19 protein-coding genes are annotated in these 25,741 nt (G+C 69.7%); 2 read left to right on the top strand and 17 right to left on the bottom strand.

Going from position 1 to position 25,741, the window contains the following annotated elements:
* Positions 1–376: 376 nt before the first annotated feature.
* The 17 genes from ACFRU2_RS30120 to ACFRU2_RS30040 form a co-directional block, all read right to left on the bottom strand.
* Entirely contained in the window at positions 377–676 is a 300-nt protein-coding gene (locus tag ACFRU2_RS30120) for a DUF6059 family protein (RefSeq protein ID WP_382978293.1), read from the bottom strand.
* A 159-nt stretch (positions 677–835) separates the two neighbouring features.
* Positions 836–2,281, bottom strand: a complete 1,446-nt coding sequence (gene ahcY, locus ACFRU2_RS30115) for an adenosylhomocysteinase (protein WP_382977913.1) — start codon at positions 2,279–2,281, stop codon at positions 836–838.
* Positions 2,259–3,164: a methylenetetrahydrofolate reductase [NAD(P)H] gene (gene metF, locus ACFRU2_RS30110; protein WP_382977910.1), complete on the bottom strand. Its 906-nt coding sequence runs from the start codon at positions 3,162–3,164 to the stop codon at positions 2,259–2,261. The genes ahcY and metF overlap by 23 nt, the downstream gene beginning before the upstream one ends.
* On the bottom strand, positions 3,161–6,664 hold the full coding sequence (gene metH / locus ACFRU2_RS30105) for a methionine synthase (RefSeq protein WP_382977908.1): 3,504 nt from the start codon (positions 6,662–6,664) through the stop codon (positions 3,161–3,163). The genes metF and metH overlap by 4 nt, the downstream gene beginning before the upstream one ends.
* Positions 6,661–7,644 (bottom strand): carbohydrate kinase family protein, encoded by a 984-nt coding sequence (locus tag ACFRU2_RS30100; protein WP_382977905.1) that lies wholly within the window; start codon positions 7,642–7,644, stop codon positions 6,661–6,663. Before ACFRU2_RS30100 ends, metH begins: the two co-directional genes overlap by 4 nt.
* 80 nt (positions 7,645–7,724) lie before the next feature.
* The gene (metK, locus tag ACFRU2_RS30095) at positions 7,725–8,948 is read right to left on the bottom strand and encodes a methionine adenosyltransferase (protein ID WP_382977902.1); all 1,224 of its coding nucleotides are present in this window, start codon (positions 8,946–8,948) and stop codon (positions 7,725–7,727) included.
* A 161-nt stretch (positions 8,949–9,109) separates the two neighbouring features.
* The gene (locus tag ACFRU2_RS30090; protein WP_382977899.1) at positions 9,110–12,499 is read right to left on the bottom strand and encodes a condensation domain-containing protein; all 3,390 of its coding nucleotides are present in this window, start codon (positions 12,497–12,499) and stop codon (positions 9,110–9,112) included.
* 347 nt (positions 12,500–12,846) lie between these two features.
* Positions 12,847–13,800 carry an aromatase/cyclase gene (locus tag ACFRU2_RS30085; protein WP_382977896.1) on the bottom strand — a complete coding sequence of 318 codons (954 nt, stop codon included), beginning with the start codon at positions 13,798–13,800 and terminating at the stop codon, positions 12,847–12,849.
* Between the two features lie 79 nt (positions 13,801–13,879).
* Positions 13,880–14,629, bottom strand: a complete 750-nt coding sequence (locus tag ACFRU2_RS30080; protein ID WP_382977894.1) for a thioesterase II family protein — start codon at positions 14,627–14,629, stop codon at positions 13,880–13,882.
* 220 nt (positions 14,630–14,849) lie between these two features.
* Positions 14,850–15,917 carry a 2-oxoacid:ferredoxin oxidoreductase subunit beta gene (locus tag ACFRU2_RS30075; protein WP_382977891.1) on the bottom strand — a complete coding sequence of 356 codons (1,068 nt, stop codon included), beginning with the start codon at positions 15,915–15,917 and terminating at the stop codon, positions 14,850–14,852.
* The gene (locus ACFRU2_RS30070) at positions 15,910–17,922 is read right to left on the bottom strand and encodes a 2-oxoacid:acceptor oxidoreductase subunit alpha (protein ID WP_382977888.1); all 2,013 of its coding nucleotides are present in this window, start codon (positions 17,920–17,922) and stop codon (positions 15,910–15,912) included. The genes ACFRU2_RS30075 and ACFRU2_RS30070 overlap by 8 nt, the downstream gene beginning before the upstream one ends.
* Before the next feature lie 135 nt (positions 17,923–18,057).
* Positions 18,058–18,879: a BTAD domain-containing putative transcriptional regulator gene (locus tag ACFRU2_RS30065; protein ID WP_382977885.1), complete on the bottom strand. Its 822-nt coding sequence runs from the start codon at positions 18,877–18,879 to the stop codon at positions 18,058–18,060.
* Between the two features lie 205 nt (positions 18,880–19,084).
* Positions 19,085–19,585 (bottom strand): NUDIX domain-containing protein, encoded by a 501-nt coding sequence (locus ACFRU2_RS30060; RefSeq protein WP_382978290.1) that lies wholly within the window; start codon positions 19,583–19,585, stop codon positions 19,085–19,087.
* 196 nt (positions 19,586–19,781) lie between these two features.
* Positions 19,782–20,852 (bottom strand): methyltransferase, encoded by a 1,071-nt coding sequence (locus ACFRU2_RS30055; protein WP_382977882.1) that lies wholly within the window; start codon positions 20,850–20,852, stop codon positions 19,782–19,784.
* Between the two features lie 480 nt (positions 20,853–21,332).
* Positions 21,333–22,229: an RNA polymerase sigma-70 factor gene (locus ACFRU2_RS30050; protein ID WP_382977880.1), complete on the bottom strand. Its 897-nt coding sequence runs from the start codon at positions 22,227–22,229 to the stop codon at positions 21,333–21,335.
* Between the two features lie 89 nt (positions 22,230–22,318).
* Entirely contained in the window at positions 22,319–23,506 is a 1,188-nt protein-coding gene (locus ACFRU2_RS30045; RefSeq protein ID WP_382977878.1) for an NAD(P)/FAD-dependent oxidoreductase, read from the bottom strand.
* Positions 23,507–23,692: 186 nt separating this feature from the next.
* Positions 23,693–24,463 carry a DUF3732 domain-containing protein gene (locus ACFRU2_RS30040; protein WP_382977875.1) on the bottom strand — a complete coding sequence of 257 codons (771 nt, stop codon included), beginning with the start codon at positions 24,461–24,463 and terminating at the stop codon, positions 23,693–23,695.
* Positions 24,464–24,619: 156 nt separating this feature from the next.
* Here ACFRU2_RS30040 and ACFRU2_RS30035 point away from each other — a divergent pair, with 156 nt between their 5' ends.
* Positions 24,620–24,928: a hypothetical protein gene (locus tag ACFRU2_RS30035; protein ID WP_382977872.1), complete on the top strand. Its 309-nt coding sequence runs from the start codon at positions 24,620–24,622 to the stop codon at positions 24,926–24,928.
* A 21-nt stretch (positions 24,929–24,949) separates the two neighbouring features.
* Complete coding sequence (locus ACFRU2_RS30030; RefSeq protein ID WP_382977870.1) at positions 24,950–25,144, top strand: serine protease inhibitor; 195 nt, start codon at positions 24,950–24,952, stop codon at positions 25,142–25,144.
* Positions 25,145–25,741: the final 597 nt, after the last annotated feature.

Here is a 25,741-nt window from a genome sequence, read left to right as displayed (position 1 = left end):
ACCCCGCTGACGAACCAGTGTTGGGGGGGGTGGGGGGGGGGGGGGGGGGGGGGGGGGGGGGGGTGGAGGGGAGGGGGGGGGGGGGGGGGGGGGGGGCCCCCCCCCCCCCCCCCCCACGTCCCTGCGGGAACTGCGCACGTGCATTGCTGAAGAACCGCCCCACGGCGTCGTACGGCCGCGGACGGCGGTGGGAGCCCTCGACGGTCCGCCCGATGCGGGCGTGACCGGTCTTCTTCCACGGGCCCGTCGCGGGCCGCGGCCGGGCCTCCTCGGGGCGCGGCCGCGGCCGCGGCCGTCGCCACTGCGGTGCGGGATGCGGAACCCTGTGCTCTCGATACCGCTTGAGCAAGCTTCCCACCGCCCGCTCGAGCTCTGGTCAACCTGCGCCGGGGGCGCGCCGCTGGGCGTACTGCGCCGGCCACAGCTCGCGGGCGAGCAGCAGTTCCTCCTCGGAGAGGGGAACGTCCTCGCGCAGACGCTCGGGATGGGCGGGCGGCGGTCCGCCCATCCCCGGCGGCAGCAACTGCAGCCCCGCCGGGGCGTACCACGTGAACACGTCCAAAGAGCGCGCACTCGACCAGGGCGACCGTATCGCCTGGTGATAGGCCACGGGGCCCACCCAGGCTGATCCGAAGGCCACGAGAGCCCGCCAGACCGGCCCCACGCAGTAGTCCATCAGCACTCGCCGACCACCACGCAGCAACCGTTTCATTTCAGATCCTCCAGCCGTCGCTCGTAGTTGCCTGTACAGGCTTTCAAGCTCTGGTCGCGGATGACTCGAGGATCGCCACGGCGCGGCCGTGCCGATCCCGCCAACTTCTGCGAGTCGGACCGGTCAGTAGCGGTAGTGGTCGGGCTTGTACGGGCCTTCGGCCTTGACGCCGATGTAGTCGGCCTGCTCCGGGCGCAGGGTGGTCAGGCGGACGCCGAGGGCGTCGAGGTGGAGGCGGGCCACCTTCTCGTCGAGGTGCTTGGGGAGCACGTAGACGTCGGTGGGGTACTCCTCCGGCTTGGTGAAGAGCTCGATCTGGGCCAGGGTCTGGTCCGCGAAGGAGTTCGACATCACGAAGGACGGGTGGCCCGTGGCGTTGCCCAGGTTCAGCAGCCGGCCCTCGGACAGGACGATGAGGACCTTGCCGTCGGGGAACTTCCAGGTGTGGACCTGCGGCTTGACCTCGTCCTTGACGATGCCCTCGATCTGCGCGAGACCGGCCATGTCGATCTCGTTGTCGAAGTGGCCGATGTTGCCCACGATGGCCTGGTGCTTCATCTTGGCCATGTCGGCGGCCATGATGATGTCCTTGTTGCCCGTGGTCGTGATGAAGATGTCGGCCGTCTCGACGACGTCCTCGAGGGTCGCGACCTGGTAGCCGTCCATCGCGGCCTGGAGGGCGCAGATCGGGTCGATCTCGGTGACGATGACGCGGGCGCCCTGGCCGCGGAGGGACTCGGCGGAGCCCTTGCCGACGTCGCCGTAGCCGAAGACCACGGCCGTCTTGCCGCCGATGAGGACGTCGGTGGCGCGGTTGATGCCGTCGATCAGGGAGTGGCGGCAGCCGTACTTGTTGTCGAACTTCGACTTCGTCACGGCGTCGTTCACGTTGATCGCCGGGAACAGCAGCCTGCCCTCGCGGTTCATCTCGTACAGGCGGTGCACACCGGTCGTGGTCTCCTCGGTGACACCACGGATCTCGGACGCCACCTGGGACCAGTCCAGGGTGGTGTTGTGGAGCAGCTCGAGGATGACGCGGTGCTCATCGTTCTCCGCGGTCGACAGGTCGGGCACCAGGCCGGCCTTCTGGTACTCGAGGCCCTGGTGGACCAGGAGGGTGGCGTCACCGCCGTCGTCCAGGATCATGTTCGGGCCGCTCGCGCCCGGCCAGGTCAGCGCCTGCTCCGTGCACCACCAGTACTCCTCCAGCGTCTCGCCCTTCCAGGCGAATACCGGGACGCCCTGCGGGTTGTCCACGGTGCCGTTCGGGCCCACCGCGATGGCGGCCGCCGCGTGGTCCTGCGTGGAGAAGATGTTGCACGACACCCAGCGGACCTCGGCGCCGAGGGCGACGAGGGTCTCGATCAGCACGGCGGTCTGCACGGTCATGTGCAGCGAACCGGTGATCCGGGCGCCGGCCAGCGGCTGTGCGTCGGCGTACTCCCGGCGGATCGACATCAGCCCGGGCATCTCGTGCTCGGCGAGGGTGATCTCCTTGCGCCCGAAAGAGGCAAGGGACAGGTCGGCGACCTTGAAGTCCGTGAAGTCAGTGGTGGGCTGCGAGGACATGCTGGGTGCTCCTTGAGTTCAGTACGTTCCGGTGGATCTCGAGCGCCGCCGTCGAGCGGTTGAGCGTGATGTAGTGCAGTCCGGGGGCGCCTTCGGCAAGGAGCCGATCGGCCATGGCGGTGGCGTACGCGACCCCGATGCGGTGCCCTTCGGCGGGGTCGTCGCGCGCGGCGTCCAGGCGGTGGGCCAGTTCCTCGGGGAAAGCGGCATCGCTGAGTTCGGCGAAGCGGGAGATCTGGCGGACATCGGTGGCCGGCATGATCTCCGGGATGATCGGGGTGTCACAGCCTGCTGCGCTCACCCGGTCGCGCAGCCGCAGATAGTCCTCGACGTCGAAGAACATCTGGGTGATCGCATAGTCGGCGCCCGCCCGGCACTTGGCCACGAAGTGCCGGATGTCGCTGTCCCAGTCCGGTGAACGCGGATGGCGCTCGGGGAAGGCGGCCACCCCGACGCTGAAGTCTCCCGACTCCTTCACCAGGCGCACCAGCTCGTGGGCGTGGGTGAAGCCGTCGGGGTGCGGGGTCCAGGGAGCGTTCGGGTCCCCGGGCGGGTCGCCCCGCAGGACGAGGACGTCGCGCACTCCGGCATCGGCGTATTGGCCGATGATGTGCCGCAGCTGGGCCACCGAATGGCCGACGGCGGTCAGATGGGCGACGGGGCGCAGCATCGTCTCGGCCGCGATCCACTTGGTCACCTCGACGGTGCGGTCCCTGGATTTGCCGCCCGCACCATAGGTGACCGATACGAAGGCCGGTGCCAGCATTTCGATCTGGCGGATCGTCTGCCGCAGCGACCGGGCTCCGGCCTCGGTCTTCGGCGGGAAGAACTCGAACGAGAAGGACGGGTCCTCCCGGTCGAGGATGTCGCGCAACGTGGTCACTCGCGGCCTCCGGCGTTGAAGTAGCTGGCCTCGGGGTGGTGGAGCACGATCGCGTCGGTGGACTGCTCGGGGTGGAGCTGGAACTCCTCCGAGAGGTGGACGCCGATGCGCTCGGGCTGCAGCAGGTGGGCGATCTTCGCCCGGTCCGCGAGATCGGGGCAGGCCGGGTACCCGAGGGAGTAGCGGCAGCCCTGGTACTCCGTGCGGAACATGCCGTCGACGGTGGCCGGGTCGGCCTGGGAGATACCGAGCTCACCGCGGACCCGGGCGTGCCAGTACTCGGCGAGTGCCTCGGCGAGCTGGACGGACAGGCCGTGCAGCTCGAGGTAGTCGCGGTAGGAGTTGGCCTCGAACAGCTTGGCGGTGGCCTCGCCGATCTTCGAGCCGACGGTGACGACCTGGAGGCCGACCACGTCGGTCTCGCCGGACTCCTCGGAGCGGAAGAAGTCCGCGAGGCACAGGCGGCGGCCGCGGCGCTGGCGCGGGAAGGTGAAGCGCGTCTTCTCGGATCCGTGTTCGTCCAGCAGGATCAGGTCGTTGCCCTTGGAGACGCAGGGGAAGTACCCCTGTACGACGGCGGCTTCGAGGAGGTTCTCGGTGTGCAGCTTGTCGAGCCAGCCGCGCAGCCGGGGGCGCCCCTCGGTCTCCACGAGCTCCTCAGAGGTCGGCCCGTCGCCCTTGCGGGCCTGCTTGAGGCCCCACTGGCCCTTGAACAGCGCTGCTTCGTCGAGCCAGGAGGCGTAGTCCTTGAGCGGGATTCCCTTGATGACGCGGGTGCCCCAGAACGGCGGAGTGGGGACGGGGTTGTCGGTGGCCACGTCGGACGGGCCGCCCGGCTCTTCGGGCCGTTCCTCGACCACGATGCTCGCCGTGGGCTTGACGCGGCGCTGCTTGAGTTCGGGGAGGCTGGCGCCGGGGACTCCGCGCTTGACGGCGATGAGGGCGTCCATGAGGCGCAGGCCCTCGAAGGCGTCGCGGGCGTAGCGGACCTCGCCCTCGTAGATCTCGTGGAGGTCTTGTTCGACGTAGGCGCGGGTGAGGGCGGCGCCGCCGAGGATCACCGGGTAGTCGGCTGCCAGCTTGCGCTGGTTGAGCTCCTCCAGGTTCTCCTTCATGATCACCGTGGACTTGACCAGCAGACCGGACATGCCGATCACGTCGGCCTTGTGTTCCTGCGCGGCTTCGAGGATCGCGGAGACCGGCTGCTTGATGCCGATGTTGACCACGTTGTAGCCGTTGTTGGAGAGGATGATGTCGACGAGGTTCTTGCCGATGTCGTGGACGTCGCCGCGGACGGTGGCCAGGACGATGGTGCCCTTGCCCTCGTCGTCCGACTTCTCCATGTGCGGTTCCAGGTGGGCCACCGCGGTCTTCATGACTTCGGCGGACTGGAGGACGAAGGGCAGCTGCATCTGGCCGGAGCCGAACAGCTCGCCGACGACCTTCATGCCCTCCAGCAGGGTGTCGTTGACGATGTCGAGCGCGGGGCGGGTCTGGAGGGCCTCGTCGAGGTCGGCGTCCAGGCCGTTCTTCTCGCCGTCGATGATGCGGCGCTGCAGGCGCTCGTCGAGGGGCAGGGCGAGGAGTTCCTCGGCGCGGCCGGCCTTCATCGACTTGGTGTTGACGCCCTCGAAGAGGGCCATCAGCTTCTGCAGCGGGTCGTAGCCCTCGGCGCGCCGGTCGTAGATCAGATCCAGTGCCGTGCCGACCTGCTCGTCGTCGAACCGGGCGATCGGCAGGATCTTGGAGGCGTGCACGATCGCCGAGTCCAGGCCCGCCTTGACGCATTCGTCGAGGAAGACCGAGTTCAGCAGGACGCGGGCGGCCGGGTTGAGGCCGAAGGAGATGTTGGAGAGGCCCAGGGTCGTCTGGACGTCGGGGTGGCGGCGCTTGAGCTCACGGATCGACTCGATCGTGGCGATGCCGTCCTTGCGGGACTCTTCCTGGCCGGTGCAGATGGTGAAGGTCAGGGTGTCGATGAGGATGTCGGACTCGAGGATCCCCCAGTTCCCGGTCAGGTCCTCGATGAGCCGCTCGGCGATGGCGACCTTGTGCTCGACGGTGCGGGCCTGGCCCTCCTCGTCGATGGTCAGCGCGATCAGCGCGGCGCCGTGCTCCCGGGCCAGCCCGGTGACCTTCGCGAAACGGGACTCGGGACCGTCGCCGTCCTCGTAGTTCACCGAGTTGATGACGGCACGGCCGCCGATCTTCTCCAGCCCGGCCTGCAGCACGGGAACCTCGGTGGAGTCCAGGACGATCGGCAGCGTGGAGGCGGTCGCGAAACGGCCGGCGAGCTCGCGCATGTCCGCGACGCCGTCACGGCCGACGTAGTCCACGCACAGGTCGAGCATGTGCGCGCCCTCGCGGATCTGGTCGCGGACCATCTCCACACAGTCGTCCCAGCGCGCTTCCAGCATCGCGTCGCGGAACTTCTTCGACCCGTTCGCGTTCGTCCGCTCACCGATCGCCATGAACGAGATGTCCTGACGGAACGGCACCGTCTGGTACAGCGAGGACGCACCCGGCTCGGGGCTCGGCTCCCGCACCGTGATCTCCGTGCCCCGCACCCGCTCCACGACCTGGCGCAGGTGCTCGGGAGTCGTACCGCAGCAGCCGCCGACCAGCGACAGCCCGTAGTCGCGGACGAAGGTCTCCTGGGCGTCGGCCAGCTCGCTCCCGGAGAGCGGGTAGTGCGCGCCGTCCTTCGTCAGGACCGGCAGGCCGGCGTTGGGCATGCAGGAGAGGGGGATGCGGGAGTTGCGTGCCAGATGACGCAGGTGCTCGCTCATCTCCGCCGGACCGGTGGCGCAGTTCAGGCCGATCATGTCGATCCCGAGCGGCTCCAGCGCGGTCAGCGCGGCGCCGATCTCCGAACCGAGCAGCATCGTCCCCGTGGCCTCGACGGTGACCGAGCAGATCAGCGGGACGGAGATCCCGAGGGCCTCCATGGCGCGGCGGGCACCGACGATGGAGGACTTGGTCTGCAGCAGGTCCTGGCTGGTCTCCACGAGCAGGGCGTCCGCGCCGCCGGTGATCAGGCCTTCGGCGTTGATCTGGTAGGCATCGCGGATGGTCGCGTAGTCGATGTGGCCCAGCGTCGGCAGCTTCGTGCCCGGTCCCATGGACCCCAGCACCCAGCGCTGCTGCCCCGTCGAAGCGGTGAACTCGTCCGCGACCTCACGCGCGATCCGGGCACCGGCCACCGACAGCTCGAGATTGCGGCCGGCGATGTCGTACTCGGCCAGGGCCGCGTAGTTGGTGCCGAAGGTATTGGTCTCGACGCAGTCGACACCCACAGAGAAGTACGCCTCGTGCACCGTGCGGACGATGTCGGGGCGGGTGACGTTGAGGATCTCGTTGCAGCCCTCGAGCTGTTCGAAGTCGTCCATGGTCGGATCCTGCGCCTGGAGCATCGTTCCCATGGCTCCGTCGGCGACGACCACGCGGGTCGCCAGCGCCTCTCGGAGGGCATCGGCGCGGGCCTGTGCGGCGGAGCTCATGACAGTGTCCCGAGGACGGGCGCGAGCGGCTCGGCGGCACCGGGACCGTAAGCCTGCTCGACGATGGCGGACAACTGGGTCAGGTCGGTCTCGTAGGACTGCGAACCCACCGCACCGAGGGCCACGGAGGCCAGCGCGCAACCGAGGCGGGCTGCGGATTCCAGAGGTACCCGGTGGCTGACGGCGGCCAGGAAGCCGGCGCGGAAGGCGTCGCCCACACCGGTCGGGTCGGTCGTCTTGATGTCGGGGACCGCCGGGACGGTGAGGGTGGCCAGTCCGGCGCTCTCGATGCGCACCCCCTTCTCGCCCAGGGTGGTGACCCAAGTGCCTACGGCTGCGAGGATCTCGTCGCGGCTCCAGCCCGTACGCTCCCGCAGCAGCGCGGCCTCGTACTCGTTGGTGAACAGCCAGGTGGCGCCGTCCACCAGGTCACGGACCTGGCCCCCGTCCAGGCGGGCCAGCTGCTGCGAAGGGTCGGCCGCGAAGGGGATGCCGAGGGCCCGGCACTCGGCGGTGTGGCGCAGCATGGCCGACGGATCGTTGGGCGAGACCAGGAGCAGCTCGGGGCGTTCGGTACCGGCGACCAGGGCCCGCAGATCGATGTCGTGCGCCTCCGCCATCGCACCCGCGTAGAACGCGGCGATCTGGTTGGAGTCCTCGTCGGTTATGCACATGAAGCGGGCGGTCTGCCGTTCGAAGGAGACCCGCACTCCGCCGGTGTCGACGCCATGCTCCTTCAGCCAGACCTCGTACTCGGCGAAGTCCGTGCCGACCGCCCCGACCAGCAGCGGGGACAGCCCGAAGCCGCCGAGGCCGAAGGCGATGTTGGCCGCCACCCCTCCTCGGCGTACTTCGAGCTGGTCGACGAGGAAGGAGAGCGAGACGTGCGCGAGCTGGTCGGGGAGCAGCTGGTCCACGAACCGGCCGGGAAAGACCATGAGATGGTCGGTGGCTATGGATCCTGTCACTGCGATGGGCACGGGTACTCCTTCGGTCGCTGATCGCCGGTTTTGTGCTCCGTCGGCCGCGAGCGCCGGGCCCGGCCGTACAGGTGTCGGGCTCAGATGCCCGCGGCTGCCTTGAGCTGCTGGGCGCGGTCGGTGCGCTCCCAGGTGAAGTCCGGCAGCTCGCGGCCGAAGTGGCCGTAGGCGGCGGTCTGGGCGTAGATCGGGCGGAGCAGGTCGAGGTCGCGGATGATCGCGGCCGGACGCAGGTCGAAGACCTCGGCGATGGCGTCCTCGATCTTCTCGACGTCGACCTTGTGCGTGCCGAAGGTCTCGACGAAGAGGCCGACGGGCTCGGCCTTGCCGATCGCGTACGCGACCTGGACCTCGCAGCGCGAGGCCAGACCGGCGGCGACCACGTTCTTGGCGACCCAGCGCATGGCGTATGCGGCGGAGCGGTCGACCTTGGACGGGTCCTTGCCCGAGAAGGCACCGCCACCGTGACGGGCCATGCCGCCGTAGGTGTCGATGATGATCTTGCGGCCGGTCAGGCCGGCGTCGCCCATCGGGCCGCCGATCTCGAAACGGCCGGTCGGGTTGACCAGCAGCCGGTACCCCTCGGTCTCCAGCTTGATGCCGTCCTCGGCGAGCTGGTCGAGGACGTGAGTGACCACCTCCGCGCGGATGTCGGGGGTGAGCAGCGAGTCCAGGTCGACGTCGGACGCGTGCTGCGTGGAGACCACGACCGTGTCCAGACGCACCGCCCGGTCGCCGTCGTACTCGATGGTGACCTGGGTCTTGCCGTCGGGGCGCAGGTAGGGGACCGTGCCGTCCTTGCGGACCTGGGTGAGGCGGCGCGACAACCGGTGGGCCAGCTCGATGGGCAGCGGCATCAGGTTCGGCGTCTCATCGCTCGCGTACCCGAACATCAGGCCCTGGTCGCCGGCGCCCTGCTTGTCGAGCTCGTCCTCCTCCGCACCCGCGGTGGCGCCCTCGACCCGCTTCTCGTACGCGGTGTCGACACCCTGCGCGATGTCCGGGGACTGCGCGCCGATCGACACCGACACGCCGCAGGAGGCGCCGTCGAAGCCCTTGGCCGAGGAGTCGTAACCGATGTCGAGGATGGCGTCGCGCACCAGCTGGGCGATCGGAGCGTAGGCCTGGGTGGTGACCTCGCCTGCGATGTGTACCTGCCCCGTGGTGATCAGGGTTTCCACCGCGACGCGAGAGGTCGGGTCCTGGCTCAGCAGCGCGTCGAGGATGGTGTCGCTGATCCTGTCGGCGATCTTGTCAGGGTGTCCCTCGGTCACGGACTCCGAGGTGAACAGGCGACGGGACATGTCTCTCCAGGTGGTTGAGGCCCAAGGTGAAAAACGGCGTCAGCGACCGGGCGAGGTCACCCGTTGCCACAGTTAAGATCCGAAACCGCGAACGAGGCACGCTCGAAGAGCGGCGGAGCACCACTGGGGAAGGCCCCTCCGAGGAGGGGCCTTCCCCGGCATCAGCCGTCGGGTGAGACGGCGTCGTGGAGGGCCCGGGCCAGATCCAGGGCGCGTTCCCGCTCGTCTGCGGACACCGCGCCGGCGAGCACCACCCGCGGCGGCCGCCCGCCGTCCGCCGCGATCCTCCGTGCGATATCGCAGGCGAGCGAGCCGGCCCCGGAGAATCCGCCGAGCAGCAGGGGCCGCCCGGCGCCGAGCGCGGCCAGATCGGGCAGGCCGGGGAGTGGCCCGCCGTCGCCGTCGACCGTGAGCACCAGCAGCTCCTCGGGCCCCGAATAGGTGCGGGCCAGCAGGTCGTAGCAGCCGGCCGGCGTACCCGGCGGCGGGACCAGGCAGATCGTGCCCGCCTGCTCCCGGCCCGCGGCGCGCAGGGTGACCACGGGGTTGTCCCGGTCCGCCCCCAGGAGCTGGGCCATGCGGGGTACCGCTCTGCCCTCGAGGAGCTTCAGGATCTCCGCGACGGTGGTGGCATCACCCGACCACGAAGGGAGCTCGCGCAGCAGCAGCGCACTCTGCACCAGTAGTTCGGCGGCCTCCTCCTCACCGAGCAGGGCCCGGTCGTGCACCCCGGTGAGAACCAGGCCGCCCGCACGGTCGTGCTGGGCGAACAGCCCGATGGGCAGCATGGAACGGGCCGGAATGGTGCTCGGCCACCCGGCCTGGATGCCATGGACGGCGAGCGAGTCCACCAGGCCCTCCACCGGCTGCGGCGGATCCTCGAAGACGACGACGGTGTCGGTGGGCCCGGCGTCCGGGTCGCGTCGGCCCCAGGTACGGATCCAGGCGTCGGGGATCCATTCGTAGGCGGCGATGTCCAGGACCCGGTCACGGAGTTGGAGCAGCAGGCTCGGTACGGTGCCCTGCGGGTCCACCTCCACGGACATCGGCAGCGGGTTGCGCAGCGGCCCCGGCATGCGGTCCACGCCGTCGAGCGGTATGCCCCGCCCCGAGACGGTCACCGAGAAGCGGACCGGTGCGGGTCCGGTGGCGCCGGAAGCCCGGTAGATCAGCATCGCCCAGACGGCCTGCAGCACGCTGCTCTCCGTGGTGCCCCAGTTGCCCGCCCAGCGCGCCAGGCGGTCGGTCTCCGCCGGGTTCAGGCGTAGCCGGGTGCGGCCGACTCCGGTGGCCCCGGTGCCCCCGGTACCCCCGGTGCCCCCGGAGGGCAGGCCTGGGCTGGACGCCGCGTCGTCGGGCGGCGCGGAGTGCGCCCAGAACTCCCGGGCGGGTTCCACGTCCTGGGCCTCGATCCAGGCGGTGTAGTCGGACAGGTTGGGGCGTCGCTCGCCACCGGGCAGGGTGCCCCCCGCCAGGTAAGCCTGGTAGAACTCGCGCAGCAGGATGTGCGCGCTCCAGCTGTCGAGCAGGGCCCGGTGGTAGGTGAGCAGGATCCGGGTGGGCGCAGGGCCGCCGGTGGGCAGGATCTCCTCCCCTTCCAACAGCGTGAGGCGCAGCGCTCCGGGGCAGCGCAGGTCGAAGCCGCGCAGCCGGTCGCGCTCCAGGAGATCTGACCAGTCGTCGGCACGGAAGACCTGATGGGTGACCTCGGGCGTGACCCGGCCGTGCACCATGAGCTGCGGTTCGGGACCGCCGGTGAACGCGGTGCGCAGCACCGCCTCGCGGTCGAAAACCGACTGCCATGCCGCGGTGAAGCGCTCGATGTCGAGGGGGCCGTGCCAGGCCCATACGAGCTGCTCGACGTGGAGGCCGGTGCCGGGCTGCCCGTCGCCGCCCGTGTGCAGCCGCGACTGTTGGGGCGTGGCCCGGAAGGTGGACGGGATCGGGGCGGTGGACACCTCGGCCAGCTCCTCCAGCACGCCCCGCAGCAGGTCCCGGAGGGCGCCCACGGAGCTCTGCGAGATGCCTTCGGCGTGGCCGGGCACCCGGTCCAGGGCGACGTGCAGCCTGCCGCCGACGACCTGGATGTGCGCGTCCACCCGGTGCGCGGGGGAGTCCTGTGCGCTTGCTACGGGCCGGGCGGAGCCCAACAGCGTCTCGCCCGGGCTGTACAGGGTCACTTGGGCCTGGGCGGGCTCCATCGCGCGTAGGACACCGCGCAGCAGCGGGTCGGGACTCCACTCGCGGCATGCACCGAAGCCCGCACCGCCCGCGGCGCGGCCGGCGCTGGCGGCCAGCGGACCGGCCAGCGCGGCCAGTTGCCCCAGGGTGGCGAGGTCGCGGTTCAGCGTGAAGTGGACCGGGTACGGATCGGCGAGGCGGCCCACGTGGCGGCGCAGGCTCTGGCGGCCGGCCCGGGGGTCGCTGAGTACGTCGAAGCCCACTTCGCCGATGCCCTGCCAGCGGGCGAGGGCCAGGGCGAACACGCCGGTCAACAGCTGTCCGGCCGGCAGCCCGAGTCGCCGCGCCAGCCTGTGGACGATCCGCTCGGTCGCAGCCTTGCCCAGGGCGAAGCCGGTGTGCCCGGCCTCGTCCGGCCCGGTGTCCGCCGCATCGGCCGAGGCGGCGGACATGGCGCCCGACGGGGTCAGCCGAGGAGACCGGAGGGAGCCGGCGGTCCGGGACCGGCGGTTGGCGACGGCCGTCCAGTGCCGGACCTCGGCAGGGTCGTGGGCCAGCTCCCGCAGTTCGGCGACCCACCCGGCCAGGCCGTCCGGCACGCGCTCCGGCCGTACCGCGACCCCGGTCGGGCTCGTGCCGAGGGCGGCGTTCAGGTCGTCGAACAGGATGCGCCAGGACGCAGGGTCCACTGTGAGCTCGTGGGCGATCACGGCGAGCCGGTCGGCGCGCGGCCCGGCCGGACGGCGGTCCCGCGCGAGCAGGGCCCGCAGCTGGACGCCGGCGTACGCGTCGAGGGTGCTGCCGGCCGATGAGACGGCCGCGGCGAAGCCGGCCTCGTCGGTGAACTCGGCCTCCACCACCGGGTCCATCTCGCAGCCCGCGGCCCCCTCCCCGGTCAGCAGGGAGCCGACGGCGTCGAGACGCAAGCGCAGGTGCGGGTGGGCGGCGAAGACCGAGCGCAGCGCTTCGCGCACCGCGTCCGCATCCAGCGGAGCAGCCGTTTCGATGAACATCGCCCTGTGGCGGTGCGCCCCGCCGTGCGCGAGGACGGCGCACTGGGCCGGGGTGAGCGGGCGGTCGGCGTCGGCCCGCTCGGTGACCAGATCGGCGATGCGACCCACGGCGGAAGCGGCGGAATCGTCCCCGGTCGCCGTCAGACGCAGCGTGTGGTGGTCGGGGCCGTGCCGCACCAGCCGGTGGTGCCAGCCGGACCGGTCCGGGTCGCCGGAGGCGAACCCACCCAGTACGTCTTCCAGCGCGACGGGGTCGATCGGTCCACGCAACTCGAGGTCCCAGGGCGCGGTGTGCGGCGGAGCCCCGGGTGCGACCACCACGGAGATCGCCGCGTGCGAGGAGCGGGCATCAGTCATGCGCGTTCAGGGACGTGCGGTCCGCCCTGGCCGGCGGAAGCCCCTCTCTCCTCTCTCTGGCTGCTGGATTCGCATGCGCGGCGGCTCCCGCTCGTTGCGTGCGGGTCGGACGGTTCCATGAGTCCTCCTGGTCCGCACGTATCCACAACGGTCGGGTTCAGCACGCTAGTGGGAGTTCGCACCCGAAGCCCGATTTCCCAAGCGGCTGTGCAGCCGCGCCCAAGCAGTGCGAGAGCCCTGCGGACCCACCGCTCCGCCCGGTGGGGCACAGCGGCCTCGCGGAGGGGGTACGAGCCGTCGTCACAGCAGGTCAAAGGCGTCGGGCGGGCAGCTGCGGCCCGTCGCCGTCACAGCACCCGGACGGCGCTCTCCGCGTGCTTCTTGGCCTGGGCCAGCAGGCCCAGGCTGCTGCGGCCGAGTGCCTCGCGAACGTGCCGGCGGGCGTGCGCGAGATCGGCGTGCTCGCCCAGTACGGCGGTGATGTTCTCCTCGCGCAGCACGACGTTGTGCTGCGCGAACACGGTCACCCCCGTCTCGTCCGGGGCGACGAACCATTCGCCGGTGTGGGCCTCCAGCAGGGGGGGAGTCGTCGTCTGCTTGAAGACGATGCGCCCCGCGTGCGGGAAGCAGAGCCGCACCGAATCGGTGGTGTGCGAGCCGTGCTCGGTCAAGGTCTCCATGGTCATGCGCTGCACCCCGGGAGAGTCCTCGGTGAGGTCGACCCGGGCCACCTGCGGTACCAGCCCGGGCCAGTCCCCGGCCCGGTAGAGGAAGTCGTAGACCAGCTCGGCCGGGCCGTTGACGCGCACGGCTTCCTCGAAGGACAGGAGCAGTTCGTCCAGGCGCGTCCAGCGCTCGGCGAAGGCCTTCACGTCGGCGAGCTGGGCACAGATGGCTCCGGCGGTGGCCCGGTTCGCCCACGCCACGTCGTCGGGCACATCGCCCGCGACGCTGAAGTCGTACAGCAGCTCCAGCTCGGTGTCGTGCGGGCCGCGGGCACGTACGGTCAGGGCGCCGGCCACGGAGTCCATCGGGGACGCGGGCAGCTCCGTTCGGAATTCCACGCGGCGCTCCACCGGGTCCAGGTGCCGCCACGAGATCCACGACTTCAGCTGGCCATCCATGAGGGACCACATCCGCAGCCGCTCCCGTTCGCCGTCGAACTCCAGCTGCTCCACATGGGCGTTCGGGGAGAAGTAGAGGGGCCACTTGACCGCGTCGGCGATCAGTCCGTAGACCACACCGGCGGGCGCGGTCACATGGACTTTGTGCGTCGCCTTGGCCGCGTGCTCAGCAGACATCTGCACACCTCTCCTCACATGCGCCGCCGGGGACGCGAACAGAATTCAGACGACGGGACGGGACCGCCGGAGTACGGGTTCAGCCGACGGGCTCGGGCTCCCGGACGAGGCGGCGCGTGATGCGGCAGGCCCGGCCCAGGAGACGGGGCAGTTCACGCCCGTCTGTGAAGTAGTGATGGCCGGGAACCACGCGCAGCCAGGCGGGGCCCTCGGTCCAGAGCCGCCAGCCGTCGGCGATCTTGGGCGGGGCCAGGGGGTTGCCCTGTGAGGCGACGGCGAGTATCGGGGTGGTGAGCGGTCCTGCCGGGGCGGGCCTGCGGGCGGCCTCTTCCAGTGACTGGGCGAGCTCCAGGTCGACGCGGAGCAACGGCAGCATGGCCCGGAGCCAGATTCCTTCGTCGCTGCGGGGCGGTACGGCGCCGTTGCCGCCCAGGATGCTCAGCAGTTCGGCGTCCGTGGTCCCCCGCGCGTCGGGCAGGTCGGAGGGCACGTGCGGGGGCGGGCATGCACCGACGGCCAGCAGCGCGGGGCCGGGCAGGCCGGCTTCGTGCAGGGCGCGCGTCAGGGTGAAGGCGACCATCGCGCCGAGGCCCTGACCGTACAGGACGTACGGGGCCGCGTGCGGGTCGGAGAACCGGGGCAGCAGATCGGCGAGGAGTGCCTCACGCGTGGTCACCCGCGGCTCGGAGCGGCGGCCTTCGCTGCCGGGCAGGAGGGCTGGGACCGGCTCCACGCCGGGGCCGACGCTTCCCGCCCAGTTGCGGAAAATGGAGACGCCCTCCGCGGAGTGCGCGAAACAGTGGAGTCGTATTGGCTGTTCGTCCGTCATGGCATCCTCCTCGACCTCCGCCCCAAGCATGCTGAGCGGGGTTCGAGGATCGCCGGACAGGCTGGAGTGCGGCTCGAGGGTGGCTGAGGACTCCTGCCGATGGGCCCAGGGCGGGGCGGAAGCTGCCGTCCGGCGGCTCCGGACACGACGAAGCCCGGACCCTCCCTGCGGGTCCGGGCTTCGAAGGGGGCCGGTGTGGGCCCGCCCGGCGGTGGGGGAATCAGCCGACGACGGTCCAGGTGTCGTTCCCGGTGAGCAGCGCGCCGAGGTCACCTTTTCCGTTGCGGTCGACGGCCGTCTCGAGTTGCTCGGCCATGAGCGTGTCGTAGACGGGTCGGCGGACGTTGCGGAACACCCCGATGGGTGTCTGGTGCAGGGTGTCCGGGTCGGCCAGTCGGGACAGTGCGAACGCGTTGGTCGGGGAGGCCGAGGAGGTGTCGTGGACCAGGATCCGGGATTCGTTGTCCGGGGTCACGGTGACGACCTCCAGGTCTCCGGTGGCCGTGTTGCGTACTACGCCCTTGGCGTTGTCGACGCCGAAGCGGATCGGCTGACCGTGCTCGAGGCGGATCACGGCTTCCTGGGCCTGCTCGTGGTCCTTGAGGGCTTCGAAGGCGCCGTCGTTGAAGATGTTGCAGTTCTGGTAGATCTCCACCAGTGCGGTGCCTTCGTGGGCGGCCGCGGCGCGCAGCACTTCGGTGAGGTGTTTGCGGTCGGAGTCGACGGTGCGGGCCACGAAGGAGGCCTCCGCGCCGATCGCCAGTGAGACCGGGTTGAAGGGCGCGTCGAGCGAGCCCATCGGGGTCGACTTGGTGATCTTGCCGACCTCGGAGGTGGGGGAGTACTGGCCCTTGGTCAGCCCGTAGATCTGGTTGTTGAACAGCAGGATCTTGAGGTTGACGTTCCGTCGCAGGGCGTGGATCAGGTGGTTTCCGCCGATGGAGAGCGCGTCCCCGTCACCGGTGACCACCCAGACCGACAGGTCGCGGCGCGAGGTGGCGAGCCCGGTGGCGATGGACGGGGCGCGGCCGTGGATGGAGTGCATCCCGTAGGTGTCCATGTAGTACGGGAAGCGTGAGGAGCAGCCGATCCCGGAGACGAAGACGATGTTCTCCTTCGCCAGGCCCAGTTCCGGCATGAAGCCCTGGACGGCGGCGAGCACGGCGTAGTCGCCGCAGCCGGGGCACCAGCGGACTTCCTGGTCCGACTTGAAGTCCTTCATCGACTGCCGGCCCTCGGCCTTGGGGACCAGGGAGAGCAGGGAAGGGCTGTCGGTCACCTCAGTCATTGATGGCCTCCTTGAGATGGTTGGCGAGCTGCTCGGCCTTGAACGGCATGCCGTTGACCTGGTTGTACGCCGCCGCGTCGACCAGGTACTTCGCCCTCAGGAGGGTCGCGAGCTGCCCGAGGTTCATCTCAGGCACCACTACCTTGTCGTAGCGCTTCAGGGCCTCGCCCAGATTCCTGGGGAAGGGGTTGAGGTGGCGCAGGTGGGCCTGGGCGATGGGGAGTCCGGCGAGCCGCAGGCGGCGTACGGCGGCCGTGATCGGCCCGTACGTCGAGCCCCAGCCGATCACCAGGGTGCGTGCGCCGTCGGGGTCGTCGATCTCGAGGTCGGGGACCTGGATGCCGTCGATCTTGGCCTGGCGGGTGCGGACCATGAACTCGTGGTTGGCCGGGTCGTAGGAGATGTTGCCCGTGCCGTCCTGTTTCTCGATGCCGCCGATCCGGTGTTCCAGTCCCGGCGTGCCGGGGACCGCCCAGGGGCGGGCCAGGGTCTGCGGATCGCGTTTGTACGGCCAGAAGACCTCGGTGCCGTCCGCGAGCTGATGGTTGGGGCCGGCAGCGAACCGCACCTTCAGGTCGGGCAGGTCCGCGACGTCCGGGATCCGCCAGGGTTCGGAGCCGTTGGCGAGGTAGCCGTCGGAGAGCAGGAAGACCGGGGTCCGGTAGGTCAGCGCGATCCGGGCCGCGTCCAGGGCGGCGTCGAAGCAGTCCGCCGGGGTGCGCGGGGCCACGATCGGTACCGGGGCCTCGCCGTTGCGCCCGTACATGGCCTGGAGCAGGTCGGCCTGTTCCGTCTTGGTCGGCAGACCGGTCGAGGGGCCGCCGCGCTGGATGTCCACGATCAGCAGCGGCAGCTCCAGGGAGACCGCCAACCCGATCGTCTCCGACTTCAGGGCCACGCCGGGGCCGGAGGTGGTGGTCACGCCGAGCGCGCCACCGAAGGCCGCACCCAGCGCCGCACCGATGCCGGCGATCTCGTCCTCGGCCTGGAACGTGCGGACGCCGAAGTTCTTGTGCTTCGACAGCTCGTGCAGGATGTCGGAGGCGGGGGTGATCGGGTAGGAGCCGAGGTAGATCGGCAGATCGGCCTGCTGGCCTGCGGCGATGAGCCCGTAGGACAGGGCGAGGTTCCCGGAGATGTTGCGGTAGGTGCCGGTGGGGAAGGCGCGGGTGGCGGGGGCCACCTCGTAGGAGACGGCGAAGTCCTCGGTGGTCTCGCCGAAGTTCCAGCCGGCCCGGAACGCGGTGACGTTCGCTTCCGCGATCTGGGGCTTCTTCGCGAACTTCTGCCGCAGGAAGTTCTCGGTGCCCTCGGTGGGCCGGTGGTACATCCAGGACAGCAGCCCGAGCGCGAACATGTTCTTGCTGCGCTCGGCCTCCTTGCGGGACAGCCCGAAGTCCTTGAGGGCCTCGACGGTGAGGGTGGTCAGCGGCACCGGGTGGACGTTGTAGGCCTCCAGTGAGCCGTCCTCCAGCGGGGAGGTTTCGTAGCCGACCTTGGCCATCGGGCGCTTGGTGAACTCGTCGGTGTTGACGATGATCTCCGCGCCGCGCGGCACGTCCGCGATGTTGGCCTTCAGTGCTGCCGGGTTCATCGCCACCAGGACGTTGGGGGCGTCGCCCGGCGTCAGGATGTCGTGGTCGGCGAAGTGCAGCTGGAAGGAGGAGACGCCCGGGAGGGTGCCGGCGGGTGCCCTGATCTCGGCCGGGAAGTTCGGCAGCGTGGAGAGGTCGTTGCCGAAGGAGGCGGTTTCCGAGGTGAAGCGGTCACCGGTGAGCTGCATACCGTCACCGGAGTCACCCGCGAAACGGATGATCACCCGATCGAGTCGGCGCACTTCCTTCCCGCCCTGACCCCCGCCGTGGACCACGTGATCCACGTGATCCACGTGATCCACGTGGTCTTCGGGTGTGCCGTTCGGGCCCGGGGGTGTCCGCTGCTCGCCGACGACCGTGCCTTCGGCCCCGTCGGACTGTTTGGCTGGGCTACTGACCTGGCTGGTCACTGAACTGGACCTCCTTTGAGGCGAGAGCACTGCCCAAGGATTCCTTCCCTGAGCTGGTTGTTTTCTGGACCGCCCGCTTCGGCGGTCTGTCCGAATCCGGCCTTACTTGACAGGGTGTCAATTGATCAAGGTGTATTAGGCCGCGTACCGGTTGAACGTGGAGCCGCGTCGCGGACCGGCCACCACTTCGAGTTCGGGGTCGACCGAGAGCATGGCCTGGTGCAGGCGTTGCAACTGCGGCGAGGGGTCCACACCGAGCTCTTCGATGAGCCGCCCCCGCAGCTTGCGGTAGACGTCGAGGGCGGAAGCCTGCCGGCCCGACCGGTACAGGGCCAGCATCGCCTGCGCGTGGAGGCCCTCGTGCTGGGGGTGGCGGGCGATCAGGTCGGTGAGCTCGACGACGAGTTCGGCGTGCCGGCCGAGCCGCAGGTCCGCGTCGATCCGCCGCTCCACGGTCACCAGCCGGGACTCCTCGAGGCGCATGACCTCGATCTCCAGGATCGGACCGAGCCGTAGGTCCACCAGCGCGGACCCTTGCCACAGGCCCAGGCCCTTCCGGAACAGGCGGGCGGCCCGTTCGTCATCGCCCTGTTCGAAGGCCTCCTGGCCCTCGGAGACCAGCCGGTCGTAGGTGTACACGTCCACGGACTCCGGCGGCACCTGCAGCAGGTATCCGCCGTACCGGGTGGCCAGCACGTTCTTCGCCTCGCCCGGGCCATCGGGCCCCATCGCGGTGCCGAGGCGTCTGCGCAGTTGCATGATGTACGTCTGCAGCGTCGTCATCGCACTAGGCGGCGGTTCCGTCCCCCAAATTTCCTCCATCAGCGTCGGAACGGGCACAATGCGGCCTGGGTGCAAAGCGAGCAGCGCGAATATCTGCCGGGGCTTTCCAGCGGTCGGGACGATCGACCCCCCGTTCACGGCGGCACACAGCGGACCCAGAAGCTGAATGTCCATGGCTTCCTCCGTTAGTCGTCGAGTACTCCCCATAGTGGAAAGTCTTCGGCGATCTGGCACGCTAGCGGTACCTCCAGCGGAGGGGCTCGTTCCTTCAACGAAAATTGAGTGGGTCTCCACGTGAATGCAAGAACGGTACGGAGACTGGAGAATCATTTAAGGCGTACAGGATGACGGCTCGTATCCGTCGATTCGGCGTCCGATGTCATGAGGGGCTCTCGAGCCGGCCTACGTCGGCGTTCCGGGCTTCACGGTCGCTCCAGGGTCCGGCCGGCAGCAGGGCTTCCAGCACCGACAGGAGCCGGGGAGGCACGATCCGGTGCGGCAACGAGTCCAGGTCCGACCACGGGATCCAGGCGTGCTCGTCCAAGTTGTCCTGCTCGTAGGGCAGGAGGCCGGTCCGAACCAGGGGCGGCCGGTCACCGGCGAAGTGCGCGAGGAAGAACTGCTCCGTGCCTATGTAGTGCTTGCCGTTCCACCGCGCGTCGACCTCCACGGGAACCGACCCCTCGAGAACCGCGGCCGGATCCAGTCCGGTTTCCTCCATCAGCTCGCGTCGGGCCGTCGCCAGCGGCGTCTCGCCGGGCTCCATGCCGCCTCCTGGCGGCCCCCACACCGACGTTCCGTCAGCCGGATCCCGCCAGCGCAGCAGGAGCAGACGGTAGGAAGCGTCAAGGCAGATGACCCGCGCAGCGGGCCGGTGCATCGTATCCACCGCGCTGACGCTATGCCGTGGCCGAAGCGTCGATCAAGGTCGGCCGTCCGCTCCGGTCGACTTCTCGAGCACGCCTCCAGCGGCGCTTTCGGCCGACGGGCGCACGCCGAACGGGCCGGGGACTGGCATACCAGTCCCCGGCCCACGGCTGGACCGTGACCGCCGGCCGCGCTGTGTCGGCGACCGGTCAGGCGACCTTCGTCGCGCACAGGATGGCGTCCACGGGGAGGGCCTCCGGAGGCATGCTGGCGGCCTCCTCGGCGATCGCCTTGGTGACCTTGAAGCCGCACTCCTCGAGCCAGCTCTGGTACGTCGACATCTTCTGCGGGCCGCCCTGGCCCATGGCGCAGCCCAGGAAGAAGCTGGGGAAGAAGTCGATGGAGCGGAAGTCGGAGTTCTTGGTGTCCTCGGGGTACACCGGCGTCAGGATGTTGAGCTGCCCGCCGATCTCCAGCGACCGGTTGACGCCCTGAAGGATCCGGAACACGTCGCTCTTGTCGAACATGGGCAGGAAGTGCTTGATCAGCACGACGTCGAAGCCCTTGGGAACCTCCGCGAAGACGTCACCGCCGATGAACGAGCAGTGTTCCTCCACACCGTGCTTCCGGAAGTTCTCCAGGGACTCCTTCTCGTTGTCAGGCAGGTCGAAGGTCGTCACCCGGAGCCCCGGCGAGGCCTTCAGCTTGTAGGTGTGGATGGCCCCGAGCCCGGTGTTTCCGGCGACGTCGAGTACCTGGGAACCGGCGGGAATGTCGATGTTGTCGAAGAACCAGGGGTCGATGCGGGTCGTCTCGCTGTTCATCAGCTTGGCCCAGGGCTCGCGCAGGTCCTTGTGTTCGGCCATCGCGTCGTACAGGTTCCCCTCGAACCCGTACAGCTCCTTCAGGCCGACGAGGGTGCCGGTCCGCACGCTCTCGGTGAGGTAGTACAGCTGCCGGAGCGCGGCGCCCTTGATCATCTGCATGCCGGCGATGACGTGCTCGAGGTCGCCCTCGGAGATGCCTCCGAGCGCGTCGAGGGAGTAGGTGCCCGAGCCCTCGTCGTGGGCGACGAAGCCTTCCTTGACCAGCAGCAGCAGGAGCTGTTCCACGGCGTCCGGCTTGGTCCCGGCCGCGGTGCCGAGCTCGGCGGCCGTCTGGCCCGGACGCTCACGGAGCCCGTCGATGATGCCGAGCTCGAAGCAGGAGAGCAGGTTCATGAACCGGGTGGGGCCCACCATGTATTCGCGGAATCGCGCGAGCGTGGCTTCAGGCGTCATGGAAATAATTCCTTCGAGTTAATTAGCTCCACCGCCGCAGCGCGCCAGGCGAAAACGGGCACCTGAATGAGGAGCACATGGTTAACGGCGGGTACATGGCTGAACCGGGGGTGGCGAACTCGGCTGCGAAACCGCATCCGGACGCTCGCCAGATCCGTTATGCGGTCATGGTCGTCGCTGAGCACTCCATCGTTTTACGCGCACCCCCTTGATTACCCATCGTCGATCCTGCGTGGAGTGCGGTGAGTGTGTCAACCCTTGATAATTGAAGGAATTTGGCGATATGGCGAACCCATAGCAGGCCTATAGCGATGTGCGTGTCGGCGGCGCATCCGGCGCGAATTTCCGGTGCCGGAGTCCCCGTCGTCCGTGCTCCCCGGGTCCGCGCCTCGTGCCCGCCTCCTGCGCGGCTCGACCGGATCGCGGCACCGCGGCGTCCGACAGGCTCTACACGTGCCGGGGACCGTGGCCGTTCTGATGTCAGTTCAGGGTGAGTGGTGTGGCGTCGGTGATGTGGGTGAGCTTGGCGGGGTTGCGGACGAAGTAGATGCCGATGACGAGGCCGTCCTCGAGACGGATCGCCATGACGCTGTCGATCTCGCCGTCGATGCGCAGGAGGAGCGCCGGGTCGCCGTTGACTGTGGTGGGCTCGCTGGTGAGCGTGCCTTCCTTGTCGCCGAGGCCGACCAAGAGGAGCTGGATCACCTTCGTGATGCCCTCGACGGGCCGCAGCGCGGCGCTCCTGACGCCGCCGCCGTCGCTGATCAGGACGACGTCGGGGGAGAGCACGTCGAGCACGCCTTGAAGGTCGCCGGTCTCCACGGCGTGCTGGAACGACGCGAGGGCGGCCCGGACCTGGCTTGGGGAGACCACTTCTCGAGGACGCCGGGCGTCGACGTGTTTGCGGGAGCGGTGGGCGATTTGGCGGACCGTGGTGGGGGTCTTGCCGACCGCCTCCGCGATCTCGTCGTAGCCGAGGTCGAAGACCTCGCGCAGGACGAACACCGCCCGCTCTGTGGGCGAGAGGGTCTCCAGGACGAGCATCACGGCCATGGACAGGCTCTCGGCGAGCTCGACGTTCTCGGCGACGTCCGGCGAGGTGAGCAGCGGCTCGGGCAGCCAGGAGCCGACGTATGTTTCCTTGCGGCGCCGCAGGGCCCGTAGCCGGTCGAGCGCCCGCCGGGTAGCCACGCGGACGAGGTACGCGCGCTGGTCGTTGACCTGTGCCAGATCGACCTGGGCCCAGCGCAGCCAGGTCTCCTGGAGGACGTCCTCGGCGTCGGTCGCCGAGCCGAGGATCTCGTACACCACGGTGAAGAGCAGATTGCGGTGGGCGACGAACGCGTCGGTCGCCGGGTCATCGATGTGGTCTCGCATCCTCGAATCCTCCATTGCCTTCATCGCGGTCCGTCCCACGGGTCCGTGCATGGGGGAGCGGGTGGCACCTGGGCCGCCTGATCCAGGGGCTACGACACCTGCGCGGGCATGGCCTCGACGCTCGGCTGCCGGGCGTCGCCCTTGGCCTTCAGGGCGCGTGCGCCCGCCTTGCGCGCCTCTGCGGAGAACTGCTTGACGGTGTGGGAGACGACGGTCTCCTTCACGCGTGCGCCCGTGCGGCCACCGATGTAGAACCGGATGGCGGTGTCGTCCTTGCGCGAGAACTGGAAGATGCCCGCGCCGCGGCCGAGGCTGACGCACAGCCCTTGGAAGTCGACACCGGCGGCTTCGGGCCGCCGTCCCTCGATCCGGCGGAGCACTGCGTCGGCGGCCTGGGGGCCGAGCTGGGAGGCGGACTGGCATCCCATCCGGAAAGAGCGGCCCGAGGGCGCGGCCGCGTCCCCCGCGGCGACGATGCGATCGTCGTCGATGCTGGTCAAGGTCTCGTCGGTGAGCAGACGGCCCGTCTCATCGGTGCTGAGGCCGCTGCGGGCGGCCAGGTCGGGAATGCCGAAGCCGGCGGCCCAGATGGTCAGGTGGCCGCGCACCTCGCGGCCGTCGGCGAGGTGCACGGCGTCGGCCGTCACGGACGCGGCCTTGGTGCCGGGGCCGTTGAGGACGGTCACGCCGAGGGCCGCCAGCCGCTTGGCGACGAAGCGGCGGCCGTTCGCGTGGAGGTAAGCGCCGAGCTGACCTCCACAGACGAGAGTGACGCTGCGGCCCGCCTCGGCGAGCTCGGCCGCGGTCTCGATGCCCGTGGCACCGCCCCCGACCACCGTGAGCGCCGCGCTGGCGGGCGCGGCGGCCACGGCCTCGCGCAGCCGCTCGGCCTCCTCCAGGGTCGCGATCGGGTAGGCGAACCTGTCGGCGCCGGGAACCTGCGGCGCACCGCTGCCGCTGCCCACTGCGTAGATCAGGTGGTCGTACCCCAGGGTGCCGCCGTCGGCCAGTGAGACGGTGCGTGCCTGCCGGTCGATGCCCGTCGCGGTGTCGACCACGAGCTTGACCTGCTCGCTCAGGACGTCCTTGTACTCGACGACCGCGTCGTCGGACCCCGCCACGAGCTGATGCAGGCGGACTCGCTCGACGAAGGTCGAGCGCGGGTTGACGAGGGTCACGGCCACGTCGTCGCGGCTGGTCAGGCGGTTGGCCGCGAGAACTCCGGCGTATCCGCCGCCTATCACGATGACCTCAGTCCGGCTGCTGTGCTTCGTCATGGTCTCTGCTCCGTCCGCTCGGGGTTTCACGCACAAGGCGCCGGGCGGACGGAATGTGTGACACCAAGTGACTCAGATCACATCCGACGGCGGGCCGGGGTCGCCGGACAGCCGGAGGCGGTCGAGAGGGCGCGGCGAGCCGGTTCAGGAACCAGCCGGTGACCGCGGAGCCGCTGCCCTCGAAGGTCAGCACACTGCGCCCGTACGTCCCGTAGTAGCTCTGCCCCGCCGGGATCGTGACGGTCCCCACCGCGACGGGCAGCCCGGTGGCCAGGCCGTACAGGTCGACCTTGGCCGGTGCCGTCGCCGCCGTGTGGATGGCCGCGGTGTCGGAGGAGGTCCCTCCTGGTACCAGGGGTGTGGCAGGTCGGCGTGGTCGCTGACGATGATCTGGAAGCCGGGGGACAGCTCGGTGACGACCTGGTGCATGAGCTGGAAGAGGCCGGTGACCGTCACGCGGTCTTCCTCGAGGGCGAGGTCTTCCAGCCGCCCTCGTGCTTTGGCCATGTCGGAGGGGTAGTAGGGCTGGGTCGGCTGGTCGAGCATGAGGAAGCGGGGCACGGGCCGGCTGTTTGCGGTGAAGTACTGGTGGAGGGCGAGATGGGCGGCAAGGTGGTAGCCGACGTGGTTCTTGCCGCTGACGTAGCCGAGGCTGTGGGCGAGCTGTCGTCGATGGCTTCGCTGTCGAGCTGCTCTTCGAGGCCCTGGACGAGTTGCTGGGCAATGGCGACATCGGCTTGCAGACGCTGGAGGTGGCCGCTGCCCGTCGTGGTGCTGATCTGGCCCAGGTAGGCGCTGATCCTGCCGCGGGGTAGGCCTGGGCCTCGGCTTGTCCCAGGAGTCCGTCCTGTTCCTGAAAGGGAAGGCCGCTCTGCCCACGGCCTCGCCTGGGACCAACAGAGGGGGCGGGGTTTCCTCGCTATGAGCCGTTAGTTCAAGTCTGTATCCGACTGTCATTTTGAGTCAGATCATGCGGCTCTTGGTTGGTCGTTTTGGTGTCGGCGATGTGGGGCGGGCTGGCCCTCGCGTCCGAGATGGCATGTGACGAGTTCACTGGGAAGAATCGGGGGCAGCCGGGTGGCAGTGGAGTTTTGTTCTATGTGAGGAGTTGCCGTGACCAGCTTTGTCATTACGGTCCCGGGTACGTTCGTGTCGGATGTTGCCGCTTCCGTGCCTCTTGCCGTCGAGCGGAAGTTGGCCCCGCGACACACGGAGGTCAGTGAGAACGAGGGGCTGCGCCTCCTCACGCTGAACGAGGACGGCACCTTCTCCATTCGGCTTGAGGTGGAGGCCCCGGACAAGTACGAGGCGGAGCTCGATGCCATGCGGATCGTCACGGCAGCGCTGAAGGAGGCAGGCCTCTCAGAGTCCGATGCCCCACTCGGCCCGCCGGCCGTGACCGGTATCGACAGCGGCCTGTGATCCCTCGTGGAGGAGCTTGTGGTGGCGAAGAGTGAGTGGCCGGAGCTGATGGGGAAGTCGGCTGAGGAGGCCCGCGAGCAGATCCGGGCGGAGTTCCCGGAGATCACGGTCCATGCGGTGCCCGAGGGCAGCATGGTCACGATGGACTTCAATGAGCAACGCGTGAGGCTCTTCGTGAAGAACGGCAAGGTGGTCCGGGACCCCAGGCGGGGGTAGCGGCTGCTGCTTGCGAGGACTGCGAAGCATGCCTGGTCCTTCCGGCTCTGCCTACAGGACCAGGGGTGGGGGAGCGGAGCGGACCCACCCAACGGGCCGCAGGCCCGGACCCCGTGAAACGGGGTCACCTCCCGCGCGCAGCGCGGGAGCCCCGGGGCCTGCGGAGCAGGCTCCACTCTGGTGGAGCGCAGCGGAACCAGAACCAGTCCGGAGCGAAGCGAAGGACTCCCGGCCGGAGGCCGGCTATGCCTTGGAGCGAAGCGGAGCGCCAGGCGCCGAAGGCGCCCCGGCCGAGCGCAGCGAGGCCGTTCAGTCCTGAGCGCGCAGCGCTCAGGTACCCGGAGCGAAGCGGAGGGTACCCGGCCGTAGGGCCGGCTTTTGGGCGCGAAGCGCCCCCGCCGAGCGCAGCGAGGCGGTCCCTTTCCCCAGCGCGCTGCGCTGGGGAACCCGGAGCGCAGCGGAGGGTCTCCGGCCCAAAGGGCCGGCCCGGGGGGGGGGGGGGGGGGGGGCCCCCCCCCCCCCCCCCCCCCCCTGTCCCCCCCACCAAACAAAAAGGCTCCTTCCCCCCCCCCCCCCCCCCCCCCCCCACCCCCCACA

It is taken from the genome of Streptomyces sp. NPDC056883 (assembly GCF_042788835.1).
Lineage (GTDB): Bacteria > Actinomycetota > Actinomycetes > Streptomycetales > Streptomycetaceae > Streptomyces > Streptomyces stoeckheimensis.
The sequence above is the reverse complement of the archived record's forward strand: the minus strand, read 5'-3'. Positions and strand labels throughout refer to the sequence as shown.

Excerpts from the sequence above, each read along its gene's own strand:
- ACFRU2_RS30085 (WP_382977896.1), bottom strand. The coding sequence starts at position 13,800 with ATGTCTGCTGAGCACGCGGCCAAGGCGACGCACAAAGTCCATGTGACC.
- ACFRU2_RS30065 (WP_382977885.1), bottom strand. The coding sequence starts at position 18,879 with ATGGACATTCAGCTTCTGGGTCCGCTGTGTGCCGCCGTGAACGGGGGG.
- ACFRU2_RS30050 (WP_382977880.1), bottom strand. The coding sequence starts at position 22,229 with ATGCGAGACCACATCGATGACCCGGCGACCGACGCGTTCGTCGCCCAC.
- ACFRU2_RS30040 (WP_382977875.1), bottom strand. The coding sequence starts at position 24,463 with ATGACAGTCGGATACAGACTTGAACTAACGGCTCATAGCGAGGAAACC.
- ACFRU2_RS30055 (WP_382977882.1), bottom strand. The coding sequence starts at position 20,852 with ATGACGCCTGAAGCCACGCTCGCGCGATTCCGCGAATACATGGTGGGC.
- ACFRU2_RS30080 (WP_382977894.1), bottom strand. The coding sequence starts at position 14,629 with ATGACGGACGAACAGCCAATACGACTCCACTGTTTCGCGCACTCCGCG.
- ahcY (WP_382977913.1), bottom strand. The coding sequence starts at position 2,281 with ATGTCCTCGCAGCCCACCACTGACTTCACGGACTTCAAGGTCGCCGAC.
- metK (WP_382977902.1), bottom strand. The coding sequence starts at position 8,948 with ATGTCCCGTCGCCTGTTCACCTCGGAGTCCGTGACCGAGGGACACCCT.
- ACFRU2_RS30090 (WP_382977899.1), bottom strand. The coding sequence starts at position 12,499 with ATGACTGATGCCCGCTCCTCGCACGCGGCGATCTCCGTGGTGGTCGCA.
- ACFRU2_RS30075 (WP_382977891.1), bottom strand. The coding sequence starts at position 15,917 with ATGACTGAGGTGACCGACAGCCCTTCCCTGCTCTCCCTGGTCCCCAAG.
- ACFRU2_RS30060 (WP_382978290.1), bottom strand. The coding sequence starts at position 19,585 with ATGCACCGGCCCGCTGCGCGGGTCATCTGCCTTGACGCTTCCTACCGT.
- metH (WP_382977908.1), bottom strand. The coding sequence starts at position 6,664 with ATGAGCTCCGCCGCACAGGCCCGCGCCGATGCCCTCCGAGAGGCGCTG.
- ACFRU2_RS30120 (WP_382978293.1), bottom strand. The coding sequence starts at position 676 with ATGGACTACTGCGTGGGGCCGGTCTGGCGGGCTCTCGTGGCCTTCGGA.
- ACFRU2_RS30045 (WP_382977878.1), bottom strand. The coding sequence starts at position 23,506 with ATGACGAAGCACAGCAGCCGGACTGAGGTCATCGTGATAGGCGGCGGA.